Raw genomic sequence first — 18259 nt, 5'->3', positions numbered from 1 at the left:
TCCATCCGGTAATCCTGGCGTTATTATGGCCCGCCGGAGACGGGCTGCACAGGGCAGCGCTGTTTGGGCTGGCGTGGTAGGCTCCCGGGTCATCACTGGTTCTCCGGAGGAGTGCAACGTGCGAGGCAATCCATTCCGTGGCATGGGCTATCTGGGCGAGGGGTTCCGGCTGATCCGCCAGCCGGGACTGCGCCTGTTCGTGGTGCTGCCGCTGATCCTGAACATCGTCGTGTTCGGTGTGCTCATCTGGTTGCTGGGTGAGGGCTACGCCGTGATGGTGGACGCTGCCATGGGCTGGCTTCCGGACTGGGAGTGGCTCCAGGTTCTGGACTGGGTGTTCTGGATCCTCTACGGCCTGGTGATCCTTCTGTTGCTGGCCTATGGTTTTGTGATGGTGGCCAATCTTATCGGGTCGCCCTTCTACGGTTACCTCTCCGAACTGGTGGAGAAGGAAATCGCCGGGGAAACGCTGACACCGGACGACGGCTGGCTCCAGATCGTGAAGGACATTCCCCGTGCCCTGTATCGGGAGGTCCGGAAAATCGTCTACTACCTGCCCCGGGCACTGGTGCTGTTTGTGCTGGGGCTGATCCCGGTGGTGAACCTGCTGGCTGCGCTGCTCTGGTTCCTGTTCAACAGCTGGATGATGGTGTTGCAGTACGTGGATTACCCGGCGGACAACCACCGTGTTTCCTTCGACGGGCTGCGCAAGCGCGTGGCGACCCAGCGGCTGACGGCGCTGGGCTTCGGGGTGCCGGTGGCGGTTCTGGCCATGGTGCCGCTGGTCAACCTGGTGCTGGTGCCGGCGGCCGTGTGTGGCGCCACCGTGTACTGGACCCGGGAGATGCGGGATGCGGACCAGAGAGGAGCCGCCTAGGCATGGCGAGCGAGACCCGTTACCTGCTGTATTTCGGCGGCTTCTGGCTGGTGCTGATCGGGGGTGCCACCTGGTTCTTTGGCGGTATTACCGAGAGTCAGCGGAACCCGAACCAGACTCCTGAAACGGAAATGGTCAACGGTGTCCAGTCCATTGAGCTGGAGGCCAATCGGCAGGGTCACTATGTCGCGGGGGGCGGCATCAACGGGGCCGACGTGACCTTCATCCTGGACACCGGGGCAACCCGGGTGACCGTCTCGGACGCGATTGCCCAGCGGGCGGGGCTCGAGCGCGACAGTCGCGGCAGGGCACGTACTGCGGCCGGCACGGTCACGGTCTGGAGCACCACGATCCCGGAGCTGCGCCTCGGTGATATGCGCTTCCGGAATGTTCCGGGCACCATCAGCCCCTCCATGGACGACGACATGGCGCTGCTGGGCATGAGCGCCCTGGGGCAGGTGGACTTCTCCCAGCAGGACGGCGTCCTGACGCTGCGGCGCGCCGGCCCCTGACGACTCAGGGCGCCAGGAAGCCGTTCAGATGCTCCGCCACCGCCTCTGGCTGCTCCTCCTGCAGGAAGTGCCCGGCTTCCACCTCGCGTACCCTGATGGACTTGAAGCACTCCTCAATATGGTTGAGGTATTCCGGCAGGATCACGTGGTCCTGGTTGCCATAGATGTAGAGCCCGGGCATCGGCCAGACATGATCGGCGAGGGTGGCCCAGCGTTTGGCGTCGTCATGGAAGGTGCGGTAGTAGTTGGCACTGGTGTGAGGCGTGCCGGGTATCCGGAAGGTGCGCACGTATTCGTTGAAGGCCTCTTCCGGGAAGGGCTCGCGATTGGCCAGTTTCAGGAAATAGCCCAGCCACTCGGTCTCCGCGCCCGGGATCATGGCCTCGGGGAGCCCTTTCGTCTGCATGAAGTGCTGATACCAGTACTGGGCACCGCCTGAGCCGCGAACCTTCTCGATCACCTCCTGATTGCCGCGCAGATTGTTGATGATGGCAATGTTCAGGATGACCATCCGCTGCACGCGCTCCGGCTCCGCCAGGGCCATTTCCTGGGCCACCACGCCGCCCCAGTCGTGTCCCACCAACTGGAAGTGCTCGATGCCCAGCGCATCCATCACGGCGATCACGTCCTGAGCGAGGTTCTGCTTGCGGTAGTGTTCCGCGCCTTCCGTGCGCTCGCTGTCACCCAGACCGCGCAGGTCCGGAGCAATCACTCTCAGGCCGGGCTTAAGGTGGTCACTGACCGGAGCCCAGCACCAGGAACTCTCAGGCCAGCCGTGGATCATGACGACCGGGGTTCCGGCGGGGTCGCCGCCTTCACGCCAGGTGAAACGGCCGCGCTCGGTATCAATGGACCGTGCAGGGCTCAGGGACATGGGTCTCCCTCCTTGGCATGGATCAGAAGAAATAGAGGATGGACTGGCCGATCACCACGGTGAACAGCAGCGAGGCCAGGGTCCCGATCAGGACGTATTCCGCGAATTCCCGCTCCTCCAGCTGGCGGAACCGGGCAAAGCCCTTGGCAGCCAGTATGAGCGCGATCACGTTGTAGTTCTGGGCGAAGACCACCACCAGGTAGATGAGCCAGCGTTCCAGCATGCCGATCACGCGGCCGGCGTTGTACTCGCGGTCGTCCACGGTGTCCGGCTCGCCGTGGCTGGAGGTGGTGGGCTCCATCTGGAAGCGGTGGAGCAGGGAACGGATGGCGAGGTTGGTCTCGTTCGCCACCAACAGGAAGCCGAGCAGACCCAGCAGGGCCGGCCGCAGCACCGCCGGTGGATGTGCGGGCAGCAGCCAGGAGCCGGGCATCCCGTAATGGGCGGAAAGGAAGGCCACTACCGCTACCAGTGCACCGCCCGCCAGGCGCCCCTCGTTGAGTCGTTCCTTTGGCATCCAGGCCTCGGAAAGGGCAAGCGAGGCGATCACGGCTGGAATGAGGGCCAGGGTATGCAGCCCCGGTGTCAGCACGCCGATCAGCACCACCTGGACCAGTGCCAGGCCGGTCCATTCATGCGTGGGCAGGGGCCGGTCCCGGAAGGTGAACCAGAGACGGGTGAGCAGCCAGGCATTGAGGAACAGAAGAATGGCCATGGGAACTCCGTTTCAGTCGGTGCGCGCCAGGGCGTTGTTCATGCGCCCGGTCAGGGCCTGGGTCAGCTGGATGGCATGTTCAAGGCCGCCCTCACGAATGTTCTTGTACACACTCTGTTCCGTGATGTCGAGATGGTCGGCAATGGTCCCCGCTTCCCACCCCTGCAACAGCAGCCGCAGGATGTCGAGCCGGTTGGGCCGCCATTTCCGGAGCTGGTGGTCCAGCAGGCCGAGGGCGCTCTCCTGCAGGCCATCGTCCTCCGGGAGGCCAGCCACAGCAAGGATCCGTCTGTCTTTCTTCATGCGTTCCAGCAGGTCACGTGCCTGGTAGAAGGCGGGGCCGTCCATGCCGATGGCCTGTTCCGGGTTGATCCGGGTGGTGATGGGCCCGATCCCGAGAGCAAAGCGCAGCCCGACTGGATGCAGTGCCCGCAGGATGGCGAGGATGTCCGGGAAGACCCGGTCCGCACCCTTGAATACGGCCTGGAATTCATCGCCGAGGGTGATGGTGTAGGGGGAGGCCAGTCCAGTCCTGTCCTTGTGGAGCGTGTGCAGCTCGGCTTCCAGCAGTGTCTGGACCTGCCCGCGGTTGGCCAGTTGTCGGGAGCCGATGACATCGGCGATCATCACCAGGTGGTTCATGGTGCCAGCTCCAGTGAGCGTGATCACAGAGTAAACCATATCAGGTTATTTTGTCTTTTTAAACCAAAATGGTTTAATTGGGTTTTTTAACCCAGAACTGTATTACAGGGACGATTCATGCGTTACGCCATCCACCAGATTGATGCCTTCACCGATCGCCTCTTCGGCGGCAACCCGGCGGCCGTGGTCCCCATGGACGAATGGCTCCCGGACGAGACCCTTCAGGCCATTGCGGCGGAGAACAACCTGGCCGAGACAGCCTTCGTGATTCCCGGCGGGGAGAGCTGCAAGCTGCGCTGGTTCACGCCCACGGTGGAGGTGAACCTGTGTGGGCATGCCACCCTGGCGGCAGCCTATGTCCTGTTCCGCGAATACATGCCCGAACGCCAACGCATTGACTTTGAAACCCGCAGCGGCACGGTATCCGTCATCCGTTCCGGGGATGTGCTCAGTCTCGACTTCCCGGCGCGTGCCGGCGAGCAGGGCGCCGTCACGGCGGAACTGGAAGCGGCCCTGGGGGCCCGGCCGGTGGACGTGCGGGAGAGTCGTGACCGGATGGTGGTATTCGAGGATGAGGCCACCGTGCGCAACCTGCGGCCGGACCTGGCGGCGGTCGCCAACCTGGATACGTTTGCCGTCATCACGACGGCACCGGGAACGGACGTTGACTTCGTATCGCGCTTCTTCGCACCCGGCGCCGGCGTGCCCGAGGATCCGGTGACGGGGTCGGCGCATTGCACGCTCATCCCCTACTGGGCGGAACAGCTTGGGCGCCATCATCTCAGCGCCCGGCAGGTTTCGGCGCGCGGGGGTGAGCTGGACTGCGAGTGGCTCGGCGAGCGGGTGCGTATCGGCGGGCGCTGCGTGGAGTATCTGCGCGGCAGTATCGAGGTCAGCTGATTTCCCGCCAGGCCAGGCTCTGGAGCTCGGCAAGGCTGTGGACGTACTCGACCTGCTCAGCGTTCTCCACGGTGCCCTGCCTTGCCCGGCGCACGGTGGCTATGGCGGCTTCCGGTTCATGCCCGAACTCAACCAGCAGCCGGGCGGCAACCGTGCCTGTGCGTCCGAGACCCGCACGGCAGTGAAGCAGCACGTCCTCGCCCTGGCGCAGCCGCTCCCGCACGACCGGCCCCGCCTCGGCCCAGGCCAGTTCAAAGGCGCTGCCCGGGGCACTGAAGTCCCGGATGGGCGCGTGGAACCAGTCAAACCCCCGGGCGGGTACGGTTTCCGCCATGTGTGGCACACCCAGCGTCCGGAGCTCGGAATCCTGGACCAGTGTCACCATGGTCCGGGCGCCCCAGCGTCTGATGGTGTCCAGATCCTTATCCAGATCCCGCTGGCCGCCCATCAGGCCCCAACCGCGCAGGTAACGGCCCGGGCAATAGCTCATGCCAATGCGCCCCCGGGTCTCCGGGGCGCGGATAACATCAATGGGCAGCGGTTCCAGCCAGGACAGCGACATGGGCCAATAATGGCCTTAGTCTGGGGGGATGTGAAGCCACAATACCGGAGGCACAATGAAATACCTGTTTGAGGTCCATATCCGCGAAGGCCACACGGCGGAGGAGTACGCTGATGCCTGGGTGCGGGCGAGCGAGATCATCCAGCAGGCCGCCGGCGCTCGGGGCACAGCGCTGCACCGGAAGATGGACGACCCCAATGTGCTGATCGCCATTGCCGAATGGGACAGCAAGGCGGACCGGGATGCCATGGAGTCGGAGCAGCATCCCAGGGTGGCCGAGATCATCCGGAGTGCCTCCCACCTGTGCGATATCCGCCCCATCGGTGAGTTCGATGAGCCCGAATGGGTGGTGATGCCGCCGGGCGGAGGTGAATCGTAACTTGTCAGCCTCGCCGTTACGGCTAACATGGGGTTACAGAACACGGAAATCTGAGCTATGACCCGACAGATCCTCTGCGCCCTGGCGCTTCTCACCCTTGCTGGCTGCGCCAGCACCGGCGGTTCCCTTCAGAAGCCCACTCCTGTCACGTCCCGGGGCGATGCCGTGGACCTGACCGAGCGGCAGACCGTGCACAGCATCCTGATGGACCAGTACGCCAAGTGGAAGGGCACACCGCACCGCATGGGCGGCATGAGCCAGAATGGCGTGGACTGCTCCGGGCTCGTGCACCGGACCTTCCTGGCCCGCCTCGGGCATGATATCCCCCGCACCACCCGGCGACAGGCCACAGTGGGGCGCACCATAAGCCGTGACCAGTTGCGCCCGGGGGACCTGGTGTTCTTCAAGACCGGTTACAAGACGCGCCATGTGGGCATCTACACGGGGGATCAGCAGTTCTTCCACGTTTCCTCGAGCCAGGGTGTCTCCCTGTCCAACCTCAACAACCGCTACTGGGCCTCCAACTACTGGCATTCGCGCCGGTTGAGCGGCGATTAACGGCCAGAACAAGCCTTCTATGAGTGCCAATGCCGGATCTGCGTGTGGTACCGAACGGACACCGGTCCGGCATTCTTCTACGATCCTGATTTCAGATCCCATTTCAGGGGTGCTCGGAGGTCGAAGGCATGACCCACTATGCAGGTTTTGTACCCTATACGCCGGATGGCGCCAATCCCCACAGGCTGCTGGAGCCCTCCCGTTCCTGTATTGAGGCCATGCTGTTCGAGGAGCGTGAGCGGGCCAGGGTAACGCTTGATTCAATTGGTGATGCCGTGATCAGCACGGATGTCGCCGGTCGCATTACCTACATGAACGTCGTCGCGCAACAGATGACCGGCTGGTTGTTCGAAGACGCCAGGGGGAAGCCGTTTACCACGATCTTCCGGGTTCTGGATGCCACCACCCGAGAGCCCGTCGGTAATCCGGCCGAGAGGGCCATTCAGGAAGACTGCATCGTTGCGCTCGCCGCCAACACCCTCCTCATCGACCGAGAAGGTGAGGAAGTGGCGATCGAGGATTCGGCAGCGCCCATCCATAATCGGCAGGGGCGGGTCTGTGGGGCTGTCATCGTGTTTCACGACGTGAAGTTCTCCCAGGCGATGACGGACCGGATGGCCTATCTGGCCCGCCATGATGCGCTGACCGGACTGCTCAACCGCACCGCCCTCAGCGAAAGCTTCGACCATGCCACAGCACTTGCCAAGCGGCATCAGCGCAAGGTGGCGCTGCTGTTCGTGGATCTCGACAACTTCAAGGAAGTGAACGACACACTGGGTCATCAGGCTGGAGATGAGCTGCTGGTGAGCCTGGCGCGGATTCTGTCGAGCTGTGTTCGGAAAACCGACACTGTCTGCCGTTACGGGGGTGATGAGTTTATCGTGCTGCTCAGTGACATAGACCGCCTCGGTCACCCTGGGCGGATGGCCAGGAAACTGCGGCGGGCCATTTCGGAGCCCGGCCTGCTGGAAGGGTATGGAACTACACTGACACTGAGCATTGGCATCAGCGTCTTCCCCGATGATGGCCTCACCATGGAGACACTGCTGCACCGAGCGGATGACGCCATGTACGCTCGCAAGTCCCTGTCCCGGGCGAAGGTGGCAGCCGCTACCACGCCCCGGAGCACCGGGAGTCCATCACGGATGGCGGGTTCACTGGTCCGGCGCTCATGAGGGTGCCAGGATCCCCTGCAGCCGATCCGTTTCACGCTTGACGGTGGCATAGCATTCACAGCACATCTGCTCCAGGGTCTCCCGGTCCAGTACCCAGATGCGGCCACGTGAATACTCAATAACCCCGGAACGCTGAAGCTTGCCGGCCGCCTCTGTGACGCCCTCACGCCTGACGCCGAGCATATTGGCGATCAACTCCTGAGTCATGACCAGTTCATTGGTCGGCAGACGATCCAGGGAAAGCAGCAGCCAACGGCACAGCTGCTGTTCAATGGTGTGGTGACGGTTGCATACCGCAGTCTGTGACATCTGCGTGATCAGCGCCTGTGTGTAGCGGAGCAAGGTCATGCGCATATCCGGATCCCGGTTGAACCCCCGCTTCAGCTCAGCGGCTGGCAGGCGGTAGGCGGAACCGGCACTCTGGACCACGGCCCGGCTCGGGGTACTCTCCCCACCCATGAAGACAGCAATGCCCACCAGTCCCTCGTAGCCGACGACCGCGATTTCCGCCGAGGCACCATTGGTCATGACATAGAGCAGGGAAATGATGCTGTCTGTGGGGAAGTAGACGTACTCCAGATCCTGGTCGGCCTCATAGATAACATCGCCCAGCTTGAGCTCGACCAGCTTGAGATGCGGAATGAGGCTTTCCCGGGCTTCCGGCGTCAATTGAGCAAGCAGGCGATTGTCGGTTGGCTCCGCAGCGGGCGGTCTGTGGGGCGACATGCTGACCTCGATACGTCAGGGGTACCCGGCACCGGGTATCCGAATCATTCAGGGAGGCTTAATGCGAGAAGCGCTCTTCTGGTACCACTATAGGACAGTTTATGGTCCGTTATGGGTGATTATTTGCGATAGAGGCCACAAATCGAGTGGTTTGAGCCCTTAACGTCATGAGCGGGCATCTTATGCGGGGGTGGGGAATGCCGGAGCCGAATGGATCGGCCCCGGCTGATGCGTTAAAGATTGGCCGGCCTTCCGGCATCGGGAAGGCTGTAATCGCAGACACCCTGGGGGTGGATCGCCGTCAGGCGCTCGACCTGTTCCGGTGTGAAGCGGCGGCTGCCGTAGGTGCCATCGTTCAGCGCCCTGGAAACCGGCTTGAGCTGGCACTTGAACACGTCCCCGGTAATCGGGCCACCCGCCTCAATGCGTGACGTGGTGTAGACCGGGAATTCCCGGGTGCAGGCGCCTTCGCCACCGTTATCCAGGATGCCGCTCCAGACGTTCCTGCCGGAGGCAATGACATTGCCCTGATAGCCGAAGCAGGTATCCACCGCTGTCTCCGGCCGGTTACGGGCGATACGCCGTTTCGGGTCGCGCAGGATATTCCCCATCCATTCGTCCATCACCCGGAGCGCCTTCAGCGTCATATTGAACTGGGAGCCCGGGTAGGGTTTGGGGCCGATACTGGCGAACCAGATCGTCTGGTGTCTGGCCGTTCCCATCTCATTGCGGATGCGCTGGCGGGTGGCGAAGGACTGGTGGGCGTTGTGCATGTCCAGGATGGGTTCCATGTAGTCCCGGATATCCAGGATCGGCATCCGGATGTCGCCATGGAAGATCATACCGGTCTCATAGAGAGAACGGATTGCCTCCAGGTCGCCTTCGTGGCGTGGTGCCGGCTCGCCGTTATCGCTGAGCATCATGTTCCGACGGCTCCAGGGGTCGAAGTTGGCCGGTGTGGGCTCGCCGATAAAGGGGAAGCCCTCCTGGACGGCTTCGCTGCTCGGCTTCCAGCCGCCCACCTCCGCGTTGACCTTCAGGAACTGATCGGCCCCGATCTCGCCGCTGCGGAATGCTTCCAGTCCGTACTGCACGCCCACGTTGTCCACGGCGCGATTGGCGTAACCGTCCTCGCCGATGCCGTAGGTGTGGCGCAGGTCATCCATGTGGGTCCACTCGATCTCCGCGATGTCGGACTGGGGTTCCCAGCGCTGCATCTCCGGCACGCCGCCGAAGTTGGGATTGAGCACCAGTGGTGACAGGCCCCGCCAGGCCGGTACGCACTCGGTCATGCCCGGGGCGGCGGCAAAGCCCAGCGCACGTTGGATGTCGAAGAAGGGATTGCCGAGGAAGTTGGTAGCGTTCAGCCCCACCAGCAGGCTGCGGTTGTCCGTGACCTGCCAGAACGGGTTGTTGCGGTCCGTGGCATCCATGTAGTGCTCCAGCAGCTCGCAGTCACCCACGTGGATGGTCTGGGTGACCATGTCCGGATAGGAACGCTGGGGAATGGCCGCATCGAGCAGGTCCGGATGGTTCTGGCCGTAGACGTACTGCTGGATGGCGCCACCGGAACCACCAAGACCGACGGTGTACTTCGGCACGCCATAACGCTCGATGAAGCGTTCCTTGGTCATCAGTGCGGTCTCGCCGCCCACCTGCAGGTTGTAGTGCACGTCCGTGCTGTTGCCGGTGGAGTAGGCAATGGCGTGGCCCAGCCCGAGCACGTCCTCGTTCATGGCTAGGCGCTGGGACCACTCGCCCTGTGTATGGCCGATGGCGACGCCGCCCTGGAACTGGTAGACGAGGCGCCCGTTCCAGCGGTGCGTATCGGTCCCGTCGTCATTGCCGATGCGCTCCGGGTCCACCAGCATCGCGTAGCTGTAGATGAAGCGGTTGATGGTCCCGCGTTCTACGCGCACCACAAAGTCGACGGTATTTCCGTCAATGGTCTCAGTCTGCGCCAGGTCTGCCGGGCGCTCTCCGTCTTCCGGCCAGTCCCGCCATTCGCCGCCCGTGGTGCGGTAGGAGTAGGTGATGAAGGGCTCGATGGCGCAGTTCCTGCTGTAGCCGATCACGGTGTCGCCGGCGTCGTTATAGACCCTGAAGCCTGGGGGCGTTGCGGCATCCACTTTGGGTTCAATGCCGAATTCGCTGGGCGTCATGCAGATGAAGGGCGACTGCTGCGGGCCGGAGAAGACCGGACCGGAAACCGGGTGGTTGGTCAGGGTCAGTGTTCGGACGTGGCCGAAACGGTCGTGGACCAGGTTCAGCTCATTGTCGCCCTCATTCAGGCCCTCGATGACGCCCTCCAGCCGCCAACGGCTGGCCTTGAACGTATTCAGGTCGACTGGGGAGCCGTTCAGCGTCAGAGAGAGCCGTTTGCGCTGCCCCGGGGGCGCCTTGATGGCAATCCGGGCGTCGCCGCCGGTCACCTGCTGCGGGTCGCTGGAGAGAACGGAGAGCTCGATGTTCCAGAGCAGGCCGGGTGGCAGCCTGAAAGGCCCCATGGCAAGCGCCGTGGTGGCACTGAAGAGGAGAGCCGCCATGATGGTGGCGGTAAGGCACGCGGACACGATTATTCTTGGCATTGTCGTTTCCCCCGATGATGGAATACTCCCTGTAAAGCGCCCGACAACTGCCCGACTTCATCCTGGAAACACAACGCGCTTGCCATCGACTTTAAACGGACGTTAATCATCCGTCGAGTCTCTTTATGCATGATGGCAGCCGGTAACGGAAAGGCGAGGTGAGCGACTGAATGTTATTCACGATTGGCTATGAGAGATCCGGATTCCCGGAGTTTGCGGAGGCGCTGAGCCAGGTGGGCGTTACGCGCCTGATCGATGTTCGGGCCCAGCCCCATTCCCGGCGCCGTGAATTTGCCTATAAGCATCTTGGGCCCGCGTTGGCCGAGCATGGCATTGGCTATGAAAGCTGGCCGGTACTGGGCGCACCGGAAACCGCCCGGGACGCGGCCCGGCAGGGCGACACGGCCACATTCAACCGGCTCTATGAAGCGCACCTGGATACTGACCCCGCCCAGCAGGCGCTCAGAAGCCTGATCGACCTGGCCCGGACTGAATCCCCCTGCATGATGTGCTACGAGCGCGATCCCCGGCAGTGCCACCGGTTGCTGATCGGGGAGCGGGTGCAGGCTAGAGCGGACCTTGAGATAAGGGATCTGTTGCCATGAGTCTCGGCCGCTAGCGCTTGCGGATGGAGCCTGCATCCAGCATCTGCTGGAACATCTCATCCACTGTCTCCGGAAGTGGCCGGTAGCTCATGCCCAGTTCCTTTTTGCTCTTCGTGTTATCGAACGAGGCCGGGTAGCCCACGTTGCGGCTGATGAACTTACGGGTGAGCGCCTTGTTGGCGAGCGGGCCTACCAGCCAGAGCAGGGACTTAGGCAGAGTGCGCTTAGGGAAGGGCCAGTCGTTTCCGAAGGATTCCCGCAGGATGGAAGCGATCCCCATCAGGCTCGAGTCGTGGCCTGAGGTGATGTAACGGCCCTTCGCTTCGGGTGTAAAGGCGGCGCGCACGTGGGCTTCGGCCACATCACGCACGTCCACCAGGCCGAACGCCAGGTCCGGCGCACCCGGCTTGAGAGTGCCGTCTGCCATCTGCTTGAAGATGGAGAAGGACTCGGAGGTTGCGTCCGGCTTGATGCCCGGGCCGAGCACCAGTGATGGGTTCACCGTGACCAGCTCCCAACGGCTCTGCTGCTCCGCGATTTCCCAGGCGGCCTTTTCCGCTTCGGTCTTGGAGTAGGAGTAGGGCTGGTGCTCGAGGTTTGATGAGGTGTTCCAGTCCGCCTCGGTGAAGACGCCGGTTCTGCTGTTGGCCATGTCTGCGTTGTCGCCGTAGATGGCCGCGACGCTGGAGGTCAGCACCACGCGGCGCACGCTCTCAGTGGCGTTCACGCTGTTGAGCACGTTGCGCGTGCCCTTAACGGCCGGGTCCACCAGGTCGCGTTGCGGGTCCGCCACGCTGGCAATGAAGGGCGAGGCGGTGTGGAAGACAATCTCGCAGCCCTGCATGGCGTCATGGTAGGAGCCATCCTCCAGCAGATCCCCCTGGAAATACCGGATCTCACCGGGCTGCTCGGCCGCCAGGGCATCGAGGTGGGCCACCTTATCCCTGTTCGAGGGATCACGCACCGCCGCGTGAACGGTATGCCCCTCCTTCAACAGCGCCTTCACCAGCCAGCCGGCCACATAGCCGGTAGCGCCGGTTACCAGTACCGTGGTGGGTTGTGTCTGATCCGTCATGACCCGGTCTCCTTAGGGCATCTCAAAGTGCGTCGAAGGTTCGTGAAGCGTGTCGCTGGACAGCATACCGGTTCTGTTTGTCTAAGCCGACCGTCAGTCCGGACATGGGAAATGATGCAGACTTCGTGAAAGGATGAGCCGATTATGAGTGCTATTCGGCTCATTGGGTGAGCCGAATACGTCCGTTTTTCGGCTCACATCGAGTGAATCGCTCAGGAACGACACCAATGCCCCTTGCAGAAAAAATCAGTCTCACGGCAGCCTTCATCTTCCTCATGACCGGCCTGTTGACCGGGATCTGGAAGTACGCGGCCATGACCGCCAGCCCCAAGGCGACCGCGCCGCGGTACGTGGACATCGCCCATCGCAGCTCACTGATGTACAGCTTCGCCGCGCTGGTGCTGGCAACCTTTGCGCGCTACAGCATCTATCCCGGCTGGCTGAACACCCTGGCAGCGGTGGCGGCATTGAGCTTCTTTGCGTTCGCGATCAGCACCTACATCGTTCATGGCCTCCTGCAGGACACCAGCAACCAGATGCGCAAGCCGCACCGCCTGGGTAAGACAACCCTGCCACCCTGGGTAATTCACGGGTTCATGGGGCTGTTGATCTTGGCGGAAGTGGGCGGGGCCCTGGTGCTGGGTTCCGGGGGCCTGATCGCGATCTGGTAGACGCTGCCATTGGGCACTATGCTGAAACCTGATGACAGCAGGAATCGCACACCCTCATGCCGGTAACGTCCATATTCCCTCGCCTGTTCAAAGGACCCGCCGCCCGACGGTGGCTGATCGTGTCGATGGGCGTTGCTCTCCTCGTTGCGGTTGGCGAGCTTCTGATCTGGCAATTCGATGCCAATCACAGAGCAGAAACCGAAAAGGAGCTCCTTTCTCAGCTGGTCGATGCGCGAGCGCTGATGGAAGCCGAGATCAGCGAAGGCCTCTACATCACCATTGGTCTGGCGAGTTTCATCCAGAGCCAGAACGGCCAGCCGGATTACGGTGAAATTGAAAGCTGGATGGCTGCGCTTTTTGGGCAAACACGTCATCTCCGCAATATCGGAATCGCGCCAGACAACCGGATTACGGCGGTATTTCCGAAAAAGGGAAACCAGGATGTAGTTGGCGTGGCATACCGCGATCTCCCAGATCAGTGGGATAGTGTTGAGACTGCCATGCGTACCGGTGAGGCTAAGCTGGTGGGGCCGGTGGATCTGGTCCAGGGAGGCCGCGGCCTGATCTACCGCCGCCCTGTGTTTGTGGACGATGAGTACTGGGGCATGATCAGTACCGTCATGAAATTTGACTCGGTCATTGCGGTGATTGAGCGCTTTATGGAGACGCACTCGGGCGTTTATGAGCTTGTCAGGCTTACGTCTGAAGGCAACGAGACGATCGCGGGCCAGTTGGAGGTGGGCAAACCTGCGGTCAACCAGTCGCTGGAGGTTACACTGCCCGGCGACCTCCGTTGGCGCATGATCATGCGTGAGAGGATCGATGCCTCATCGCTCTGGGTGGCGCGCAGCGCGCTCTGGGGGCTCAGTCTGATCTTCGGGGTTGTGGGTTGGCATTGGTGGCGGTCAAGCCAGATGGCCCGCGAGCTCCAGGCGCGCAGCGTGGCGGAACGGACCGAGTTCATTCACACTGTCAGTCATGAGCTGCGCACACCACTGACCTCCATCCGTGGCGCCGTGGGTCTTCTTGAGAAGCAGTACGCGGAAGACCCCAAGGCCGCCTCGCTGTTCAATCTGGCCAACCGGAACCTGATCCGGATCCAGAGCCTGGTGGATGATGTTCTCGACATCGTTCGGCTTGATGCCGCTCGAATGGACCTGAACCTGGAGCTTGAACAGCTGCCGGAGCTGGTCCAGCAGGCGGTCGAAAATAACGAACACCTCGCCGGCCAGGATGAGTTGGTCCTGCGTTGTGAGATCGAATGCGATGCGGCGGACGTGAATGTCCGCGTTGACCGTCAGCGGTTTCTCCAGATCATGGACAACCTGCTTTCCAACGCCATCAAGTTCTCAGACCCGGGGCAGGTCATCAGAGTCGGCATTCAGCGGCGATGGGACTGGGCACAGGTACTCGTGATTGATGAAGGTACGGGCATCCCCGCCTCTTTCAGGGACCAGATCTTCGACCGGTTCGCGAGGGCGGACAGCAGTGACAAACGCCGTAACCAGAGTGGCACGGGCCTGGGGTTGAGCCTCGTTCGGGAGCTTGTGTTTGCGATGGAAGGTGATATCGCGGTTGAGTCCGAGCAGGGCCAGGGCACAACGGTCAGGGTCCGCCTGCCCCTGGCGGGCACCTGATCCCGCATCAACCGTGGTCTGCACGGACATTACCGGCTCCCGCCACCGTTTGAACTGCATCTCAAAGAGGGCTACGTTGGTTGCAGAGGTTGGGGTCGGCCAGGGACTTTGATCGGGGGCGGGCGGTATCGATGAATCTAACCCAATACAGTTTTACCAGCGGTGATTCCGGGCAGGGAGCCAGTGCAGGTTCCGGCCGTGGGCATGCGTTCACGATCCTGTTGATCGAGGATAATCCTGCGGATGCGGATCTGTGCCAGTTCTATCTGGCCGATGCTTTTGGTTCCCGGGCGAACGTTCTGCATGCCAGCCAGCTTGCCCAGGTCGAGCCGCTGCTTGAACAGCATGCTGTCGACATCGTGTTGCTGGATCTGGGACTGCCCGACAGCTCCGGCGTAACCTCTGTAATCAAACTCCGGGCCATTGCCCCTGAGATTCCCATCATTGTGCTCACGGGCAGCCGTGATCAGCAGCTGGGCGTCCGCGTTATCCGCGAGCATGCCCAGGATTTCTGCGCCAAACAGGATCTCAGCGCCGCGGTTCTTTCCCAGGCCATCCGCCACGCCATGGAGCGCCATCGCCTTCAGACCCAGTATGCGCGGATCCTGGAGACGAATCCGGACGGCATGGTGGTTATGGGTGAGGACCTTCAGTTGCTCTTTCTCAACCAGGCGGCCAGCCATATGCTTGGGCTGAGGGCGCCTGAGGACATCGGTACCCAGCTGAGCCAGGACCTCATGGGAGAGGAAGGTGAAGAACTGGAGCTGGTTGGGGGGCGTGTGGCCGAGGTGCGCCGGGCAACGCTCGACTGGAATGAGACTCCGGCAACACTCGTCGCCTACCACGACATCACCGAACGCAAGAAGGTCGAATGGAAACTGAAACAGCTGGTGCAGTTCGACCAGCTGACAGGGCTCAACAGCCGGAACCATTTCTTCGATCACACCGACCGCCTGATTGCCCATGTGGACCGTGAAGGCGGCATGGTGGCCGTGCTTTACATCGATCTGGATCACTTCAAGAACATCAACGACACCCTGGGCCACAGTGCCGGTGACGAGCTGCTGCAACTCGTCGGGGAGCGCCTGTGCCAGAACAGTCGAAGCAGTGACTTTATCGCGCGCCTGGGGGGCGATGAATTCGCGCTGGTGCTTTCGGATGTTGAACAGCCTGATGATGCAGCCCACGTTGCCGAGAAACTCATTGAGGTGTTTCGCGAACCTGTGAGGTTGAGCGAAAGCAGTGTCGGGGTTGGGCTGAGTATCGGTATCGCCACTTATCCCCATTGCGGTAGCTGCGCCCAGGAACTGTACTCCGCGGCTGATACCGCCATGTATCAGGCCAAGGAGCGGGGGCAGAATCACTACCAGTTTTTCTCGGAACAGCTGCAGCGTGATGTGGAGACCCGGCTTGTGCGGGAGCAGGCCGTGCGCCAGGTCGTTGCGGACGAGACCCTGTGGCTGGCCTATCAGCCCCAGATACGCGCGTCGGACGGGCAGGCCGTAGGCGTCGAGGCCCTGCTGCGCTGGCCCGGCGACACCATCCCGGTCCTGTCCCCGGCGGACTTCATCCCGGTGATGGAGGATGTGGGGCTCATCGAGCGTGTTGGTTACTGGGTTATGAAGCAGGCGGCGCAAATGGCCGTCGCGACGGAGCGGGAACTGGGGATTACACTGCGGATGGCGGTCAACGTGTCCATGCGCCAGCTGTACGACCCGGGGCTCTTTGACCAGATCGCCGGTGTCCTCGAGTCCACTGGACTGCCTCCGGGGAACTTTGAGGTGGAGCTGACCGAAAGCTCCATCATGGCGGATCTTGAGCGCACCTGTGAAACCCTTCGGCGGCTGCGGGAGCTCGGTGTCTCCATTGCCATTGATGATTTCGGCACCGGCTACTCTTCACTCAGCTATCTCCGCAAGCTGCCAGTCGACGTACTCAAGATTGATCGCAGCTTTGTCATGGAGATCGGCAGCAACCGCCAGACTGAGGCCATCATCGAGAACCTTCTGGGCCTGTCCCGGGCACTGGGCCTGCGAGTGGTCGCTGAAGGGGTGGAAAATGATGAGCAGCAGGCGTTCCTGCGCGGTATCGGGTGCGATTATCTGCAGGGGTTCCATATCGGCAGGCCCGTTGAGCTTTCCCAGTTCCATGGCTGGCTGAGGTCGGCCGGGAGGGAGGGCGATGAATGAGCTCGAGGCGGAAATCCAGCGGTACCGGGACATCATCGACGCATCACCCTCGGCCCTGGTACTGGTGAACCCCGCCGGGGAAATCGTTCTGGTCAATCGCGCCACGGAACGGCTGTTCGGGTACGAGCGAGAGGAACTCCTGGGCAATTCCGTCGAGATGCTGGTTCCCGCCTCCGTTCGGGGCTCCCACCATAAGTACCGGGAAAGTTACCTGGCCACGCCCGAGCCCCGGATGATGGGGCAGGGCCGTGATCTCTACGGCATGGGCCGGGACGGTGAGGAAATTCCCATCGAAGTGGGCCTCACCCCCATCCACATGCCGGATGGCACCCATGTGCTCAGCGCCATCATTGATCTCACCTACCGCAAGCAGGCCGAGGAGGCGCTGGCGCGTCAGGCCGATGAGCTGGCGCGTTCCAATGCCGAGCTGGAGCAGTTCGCATATGTTGCCTCCCACGACCTCCAGGAGCCGTTGCGCATGGTGCGCAGCTACACCGAGCTGATGGAACGCCACCTCGGGCAGGATCTGGACGAAAAGAGTGCCAAGGCCATGAAGTACGTGGTGGAAGGGGCGGAGCGGATGCAGCTGCTCATCGATGACCTTCTGCTGTACTCACGGGTGGGGCGGGGTGAGCTGGAGATTTCCCAGGTGGACGTCAATGCCGTGGTCAACCACGTGCTCAACCTGCTCAGTGTCACGCTGGCTGAACAGCCCGGGGCGAGCATAACCTGGGATGAACTGCCAACGGTCAGGGCCTCCGAATCCATGCTGGTCCAGCTGTTCCAGAACCTTATCTTCAACGGCCTGAAATTCCACGGGGAAGAGCCGGCCCGGGTTCATGTCTCCTGTGAGGAAAAGCCGGCCGAATGGCTTTTCCATATTCAGGACAATGGCATCGGCATCGACCCTCAGTACGCGGAACGGGTCTTCCAGGTATTCCAGCGTCTGCACGAACGGGACCGTTACCCCGGGACGGGGATTGGTCTGGCTGTCGCCAAGCGCATTGTGGAGCGCCATGGTGGCAGGATCGGGTTCGAGTCCCAGCACGGAACGGGTACGCGCTTCCATTTCTCACTTCCAAAGACGCCGCGCACCGGAAAAGGGGAATCCCCATGAAGCCACAATCCGAGGCGCTCGAAATTCTGCTGGTTGAGGACAACCCTGCGGATGTGGACCTGATCCTGGAAAGCTTCGCCGAGACCGGTAATGGCACTCGTCTGCACCCGGTCAGGGATGGCGAGGACGCCATGCGTTTCCTGCGCCAGGAGGGCGAGTATGGAGAGGGGGGTAGGCCGGATCTTGTCCTGCTCGACCTCAATCTGCCCCGTATGGACGGGCGCGAAGTTCTGGAGGCCATCAAGAGCGATCCGGAGCTCAAGGTACTGCCGGTGATTGTGCTCACCTCCTCCCAGGCCCAGAAAGACATCAACACCAGTTACGAACTGCATGCCAACTGCTACATCACCAAGCCTCTCGGGCTCTCACAGTTCTATCGGATCGCAGAAGCCGTTGAAGGGTTCTGGCAACATGTGGCGGTTCTGCCAAGCGAGCGTTGAGTTCGGTACGCTTCGAG

General features: G+C 62.1%; 19 protein-coding genes. 12 read left to right on the top strand and 7 right to left on the bottom strand.

Features of this window, described 5'->3' with window-relative positions; translation table 11 throughout:
* Positions 1-118 precede the first annotated feature (118 nt).
* Both cysZ and GLW01_RS07020 read left to right on the top strand, forming a co-directional pair.
* A complete protein-coding gene (gene cysZ / locus GLW01_RS07025) occupies positions 119-877 on the top strand; it encodes a sulfate transporter CysZ (protein WP_340162440.1) in 759 nt (252 codons plus the stop codon).
* 2 nt (positions 878-879) lie between these two features.
* On the top strand, positions 880-1389 hold the full coding sequence (locus GLW01_RS07020; RefSeq protein ID WP_160898622.1) for a retropepsin-like aspartic protease family protein: 510 nt from the start codon (positions 880-882) through the stop codon (positions 1387-1389).
* Between the two features lie 4 nt (positions 1390-1393).
* On the opposite strand, the gene GLW01_RS07015 is transcribed toward GLW01_RS07020, so the two are convergent.
* The 3 genes from GLW01_RS07015 to GLW01_RS07005 are packed head-to-tail and all read right to left on the bottom strand — an operon-like array spanning position 1394 to position 3620.
* Entirely contained in the window at positions 1394-2263 is an 870-nt protein-coding gene (locus GLW01_RS07015; RefSeq protein ID WP_160898621.1) for an alpha/beta fold hydrolase, read from the bottom strand.
* A gap of 22 nt (positions 2264-2285) precedes the next feature.
* Positions 2286-2978 (bottom strand): hypothetical protein, encoded by a 693-nt coding sequence (locus tag GLW01_RS15505; RefSeq protein ID WP_202405606.1) that lies wholly within the window; start codon positions 2976-2978, stop codon positions 2286-2288.
* A 12-nt stretch (positions 2979-2990) separates the two neighbouring features.
* Entirely contained in the window at positions 2991-3620 is a 630-nt protein-coding gene (locus tag GLW01_RS07005; RefSeq protein ID WP_160898620.1) for a SatD family protein, read from the bottom strand.
* A gap of 117 nt (positions 3621-3737) precedes the next feature.
* On the opposite strand from GLW01_RS07005, the gene GLW01_RS07000 reads away from it, so the two are divergent.
* Complete coding sequence (locus GLW01_RS07000; RefSeq protein WP_160898619.1) at positions 3738-4520, top strand: PhzF family phenazine biosynthesis protein; 783 nt, start codon at positions 3738-3740, stop codon at positions 4518-4520.
* On the opposite strand, the gene GLW01_RS06995 is transcribed toward GLW01_RS07000, so the two are convergent.
* Entirely contained in the window at positions 4513-5082 is a 570-nt protein-coding gene (locus GLW01_RS06995) for a cyclin-dependent kinase inhibitor 3 family protein (protein ID WP_160898618.1), read from the bottom strand. The genes GLW01_RS07000 and GLW01_RS06995 overlap by 8 nt on opposite strands.
* A gap of 55 nt (positions 5083-5137) precedes the next feature.
* Here GLW01_RS06995 and GLW01_RS06990 point away from each other — a divergent pair, with 55 nt between their 5' ends.
* The 3 genes from GLW01_RS06990 (at position 5138) to GLW01_RS06980 (ending at position 7194) form a co-directional block, all read left to right on the top strand.
* Positions 5138-5461, top strand: a complete 324-nt coding sequence (locus GLW01_RS06990) for an antibiotic biosynthesis monooxygenase family protein (protein WP_077528766.1) — start codon at positions 5138-5140, stop codon at positions 5459-5461.
* A 57-nt stretch (positions 5462-5518) separates the two neighbouring features.
* The gene (locus tag GLW01_RS06985; RefSeq protein ID WP_160898617.1) at positions 5519-6019 is read left to right on the top strand and encodes an NlpC/P60 family protein; all 501 of its coding nucleotides are present in this window, start codon (positions 5519-5521) and stop codon (positions 6017-6019) included.
* Between the two features lie 128 nt (positions 6020-6147).
* Positions 6148-7194: a diguanylate cyclase domain-containing protein gene (locus GLW01_RS06980; RefSeq protein ID WP_077528768.1), complete on the top strand. Its 1047-nt coding sequence runs from the start codon at positions 6148-6150 to the stop codon at positions 7192-7194.
* Here the strand turns inward: GLW01_RS06980 and GLW01_RS06975 are convergent.
* Positions 7189-7920, bottom strand: coding sequence for a Crp/Fnr family transcriptional regulator (locus tag GLW01_RS06975; RefSeq protein WP_160898616.1), 732 nt, complete (start codon positions 7918-7920; stop codon positions 7189-7191). The genes GLW01_RS06980 and GLW01_RS06975 overlap by 6 nt on opposite strands.
* 233 nt (positions 7921-8153) lie before the next feature.
* Entirely contained in the window at positions 8154-10508 is a 2355-nt protein-coding gene (locus tag GLW01_RS06970) for a DUF6351 family protein (protein WP_160898615.1), read from the bottom strand.
* 170 nt (positions 10509-10678) lie between these two features.
* Between GLW01_RS06970 and GLW01_RS06965 the strand changes: the two genes are divergently transcribed.
* Positions 10679-11113: a DUF488 family protein gene (locus tag GLW01_RS06965; RefSeq protein WP_160898614.1), complete on the top strand. Its 435-nt coding sequence runs from the start codon at positions 10679-10681 to the stop codon at positions 11111-11113.
* A gap of 10 nt (positions 11114-11123) precedes the next feature.
* Here the strand turns inward: GLW01_RS06965 and GLW01_RS06960 are convergent, their stop codons facing one another.
* Complete coding sequence (locus tag GLW01_RS06960) at positions 11124-12188, bottom strand: SDR family oxidoreductase (protein ID WP_160898613.1); 1065 nt, start codon at positions 12186-12188, stop codon at positions 11124-11126.
* Positions 12189-12415: 227 nt separating this feature from the next.
* Here GLW01_RS06960 and GLW01_RS06955 point away from each other — a divergent pair, with 227 nt between their 5' ends.
* The 5 genes from GLW01_RS06955 to GLW01_RS06935 all read left to right on the top strand — a co-directional run bounded on the left by GLW01_RS06955 (position 12416) and on the right by GLW01_RS06935 (position 18242).
* On the top strand, positions 12416-12859 hold the full coding sequence (locus tag GLW01_RS06955; protein WP_160898612.1) for a hypothetical protein: 444 nt from the start codon (positions 12416-12418) through the stop codon (positions 12857-12859).
* A gap of 125 nt (positions 12860-12984) precedes the next feature.
* Entirely contained in the window at positions 12985-14496 is a 1512-nt protein-coding gene (locus GLW01_RS06950; protein ID WP_160898611.1) for an ATP-binding protein, read from the top strand.
* Between the two features lie 131 nt (positions 14497-14627).
* Positions 14628-16685 (top strand): putative bifunctional diguanylate cyclase/phosphodiesterase, encoded by a 2058-nt coding sequence (locus tag GLW01_RS06945; protein WP_160898610.1) that lies wholly within the window; start codon positions 14628-14630, stop codon positions 16683-16685.
* Entirely contained in the window at positions 16678-17802 is a 1125-nt protein-coding gene (locus tag GLW01_RS06940; protein ID WP_151440925.1) for a sensor histidine kinase, read from the top strand. The genes GLW01_RS06945 and GLW01_RS06940 overlap by 8 nt, the downstream gene beginning before the upstream one ends.
* Positions 17799-18242, top strand: a complete 444-nt coding sequence (locus tag GLW01_RS06935; RefSeq protein WP_160898609.1) for a response regulator — start codon at positions 17799-17801, stop codon at positions 18240-18242. Before GLW01_RS06940 ends, GLW01_RS06935 begins: the two co-directional genes overlap by 4 nt.
* Positions 18243-18259 lie beyond the last annotated feature (17 nt).

The sequence above is a fragment of the Vreelandella halophila genome (genome assembly GCF_009856365.1).
GTDB lineage: Bacteria > Pseudomonadota > Gammaproteobacteria > Pseudomonadales > Oleiphilaceae > Halospina > Halospina utahensis_B.
This window is presented reverse-complemented; position numbering and strand designations above follow the sequence as displayed.

Bases quoted from the DNA above. Each gene is read 5' to 3' on its own strand.
- GLW01_RS07020 (WP_160898622.1), top strand. From the start codon at position 880: ATGGCGAGCGAGACCCGTTACCTGCTGTATTTCGGCGGCTTCTGGCTG.
- GLW01_RS07015 (WP_160898621.1), bottom strand. From the start codon at position 2,263: ATGTCCCTGAGCCCTGCACGGTCCATTGATACCGAGCGCGGCCGTTTC.
- GLW01_RS15505 (WP_202405606.1), bottom strand. From the start codon at position 2,978: ATGGCCATTCTTCTGTTCCTCAATGCCTGGCTGCTCACCCGTCTCTGG.
- GLW01_RS07005 (WP_160898620.1), bottom strand. From the start codon at position 3,620: ATGAACCACCTGGTGATGATCGCCGATGTCATCGGCTCCCGACAACTG.
- GLW01_RS07000 (WP_160898619.1), top strand. From the start codon at position 3,738: ATGCGTTACGCCATCCACCAGATTGATGCCTTCACCGATCGCCTCTTC.
- GLW01_RS06995 (WP_160898618.1), bottom strand. From the start codon at position 5,082: ATGTCGCTGTCCTGGCTGGAACCGCTGCCCATTGATGTTATCCGCGCC.
- GLW01_RS06990 (WP_077528766.1), top strand. From the start codon at position 5,138: ATGAAATACCTGTTTGAGGTCCATATCCGCGAAGGCCACACGGCGGAG.
- GLW01_RS06985 (WP_160898617.1), top strand. From the start codon at position 5,519: ATGACCCGACAGATCCTCTGCGCCCTGGCGCTTCTCACCCTTGCTGGC.
- GLW01_RS06980 (WP_077528768.1), top strand. From the start codon at position 6,148: ATGACCCACTATGCAGGTTTTGTACCCTATACGCCGGATGGCGCCAAT.
- GLW01_RS06975 (WP_160898616.1), bottom strand. From the start codon at position 7,920: ATGTCGCCCCACAGACCGCCCGCTGCGGAGCCAACCGACAATCGCCTG.
- GLW01_RS06970 (WP_160898615.1), bottom strand. From the start codon at position 10,508: ATGCCAAGAATAATCGTGTCCGCGTGCCTTACCGCCACCATCATGGCG.
- GLW01_RS06965 (WP_160898614.1), top strand. From the start codon at position 10,679: ATGTTATTCACGATTGGCTATGAGAGATCCGGATTCCCGGAGTTTGCG.
- GLW01_RS06960 (WP_160898613.1), bottom strand. From the start codon at position 12,188: ATGACGGATCAGACACAACCCACCACGGTACTGGTAACCGGCGCTACC.
- GLW01_RS06955 (WP_160898612.1), top strand. From the start codon at position 12,416: ATGCCCCTTGCAGAAAAAATCAGTCTCACGGCAGCCTTCATCTTCCTC.
- GLW01_RS06950 (WP_160898611.1), top strand. From the start codon at position 12,985: ATGGGCGTTGCTCTCCTCGTTGCGGTTGGCGAGCTTCTGATCTGGCAA.
- GLW01_RS06945 (WP_160898610.1), top strand. From the start codon at position 14,628: ATGAATCTAACCCAATACAGTTTTACCAGCGGTGATTCCGGGCAGGGA.
- GLW01_RS06940 (WP_151440925.1), top strand. From the start codon at position 16,678: ATGAATGAGCTCGAGGCGGAAATCCAGCGGTACCGGGACATCATCGAC.
- GLW01_RS06935 (WP_160898609.1), top strand. From the start codon at position 17,799: ATGAAGCCACAATCCGAGGCGCTCGAAATTCTGCTGGTTGAGGACAAC.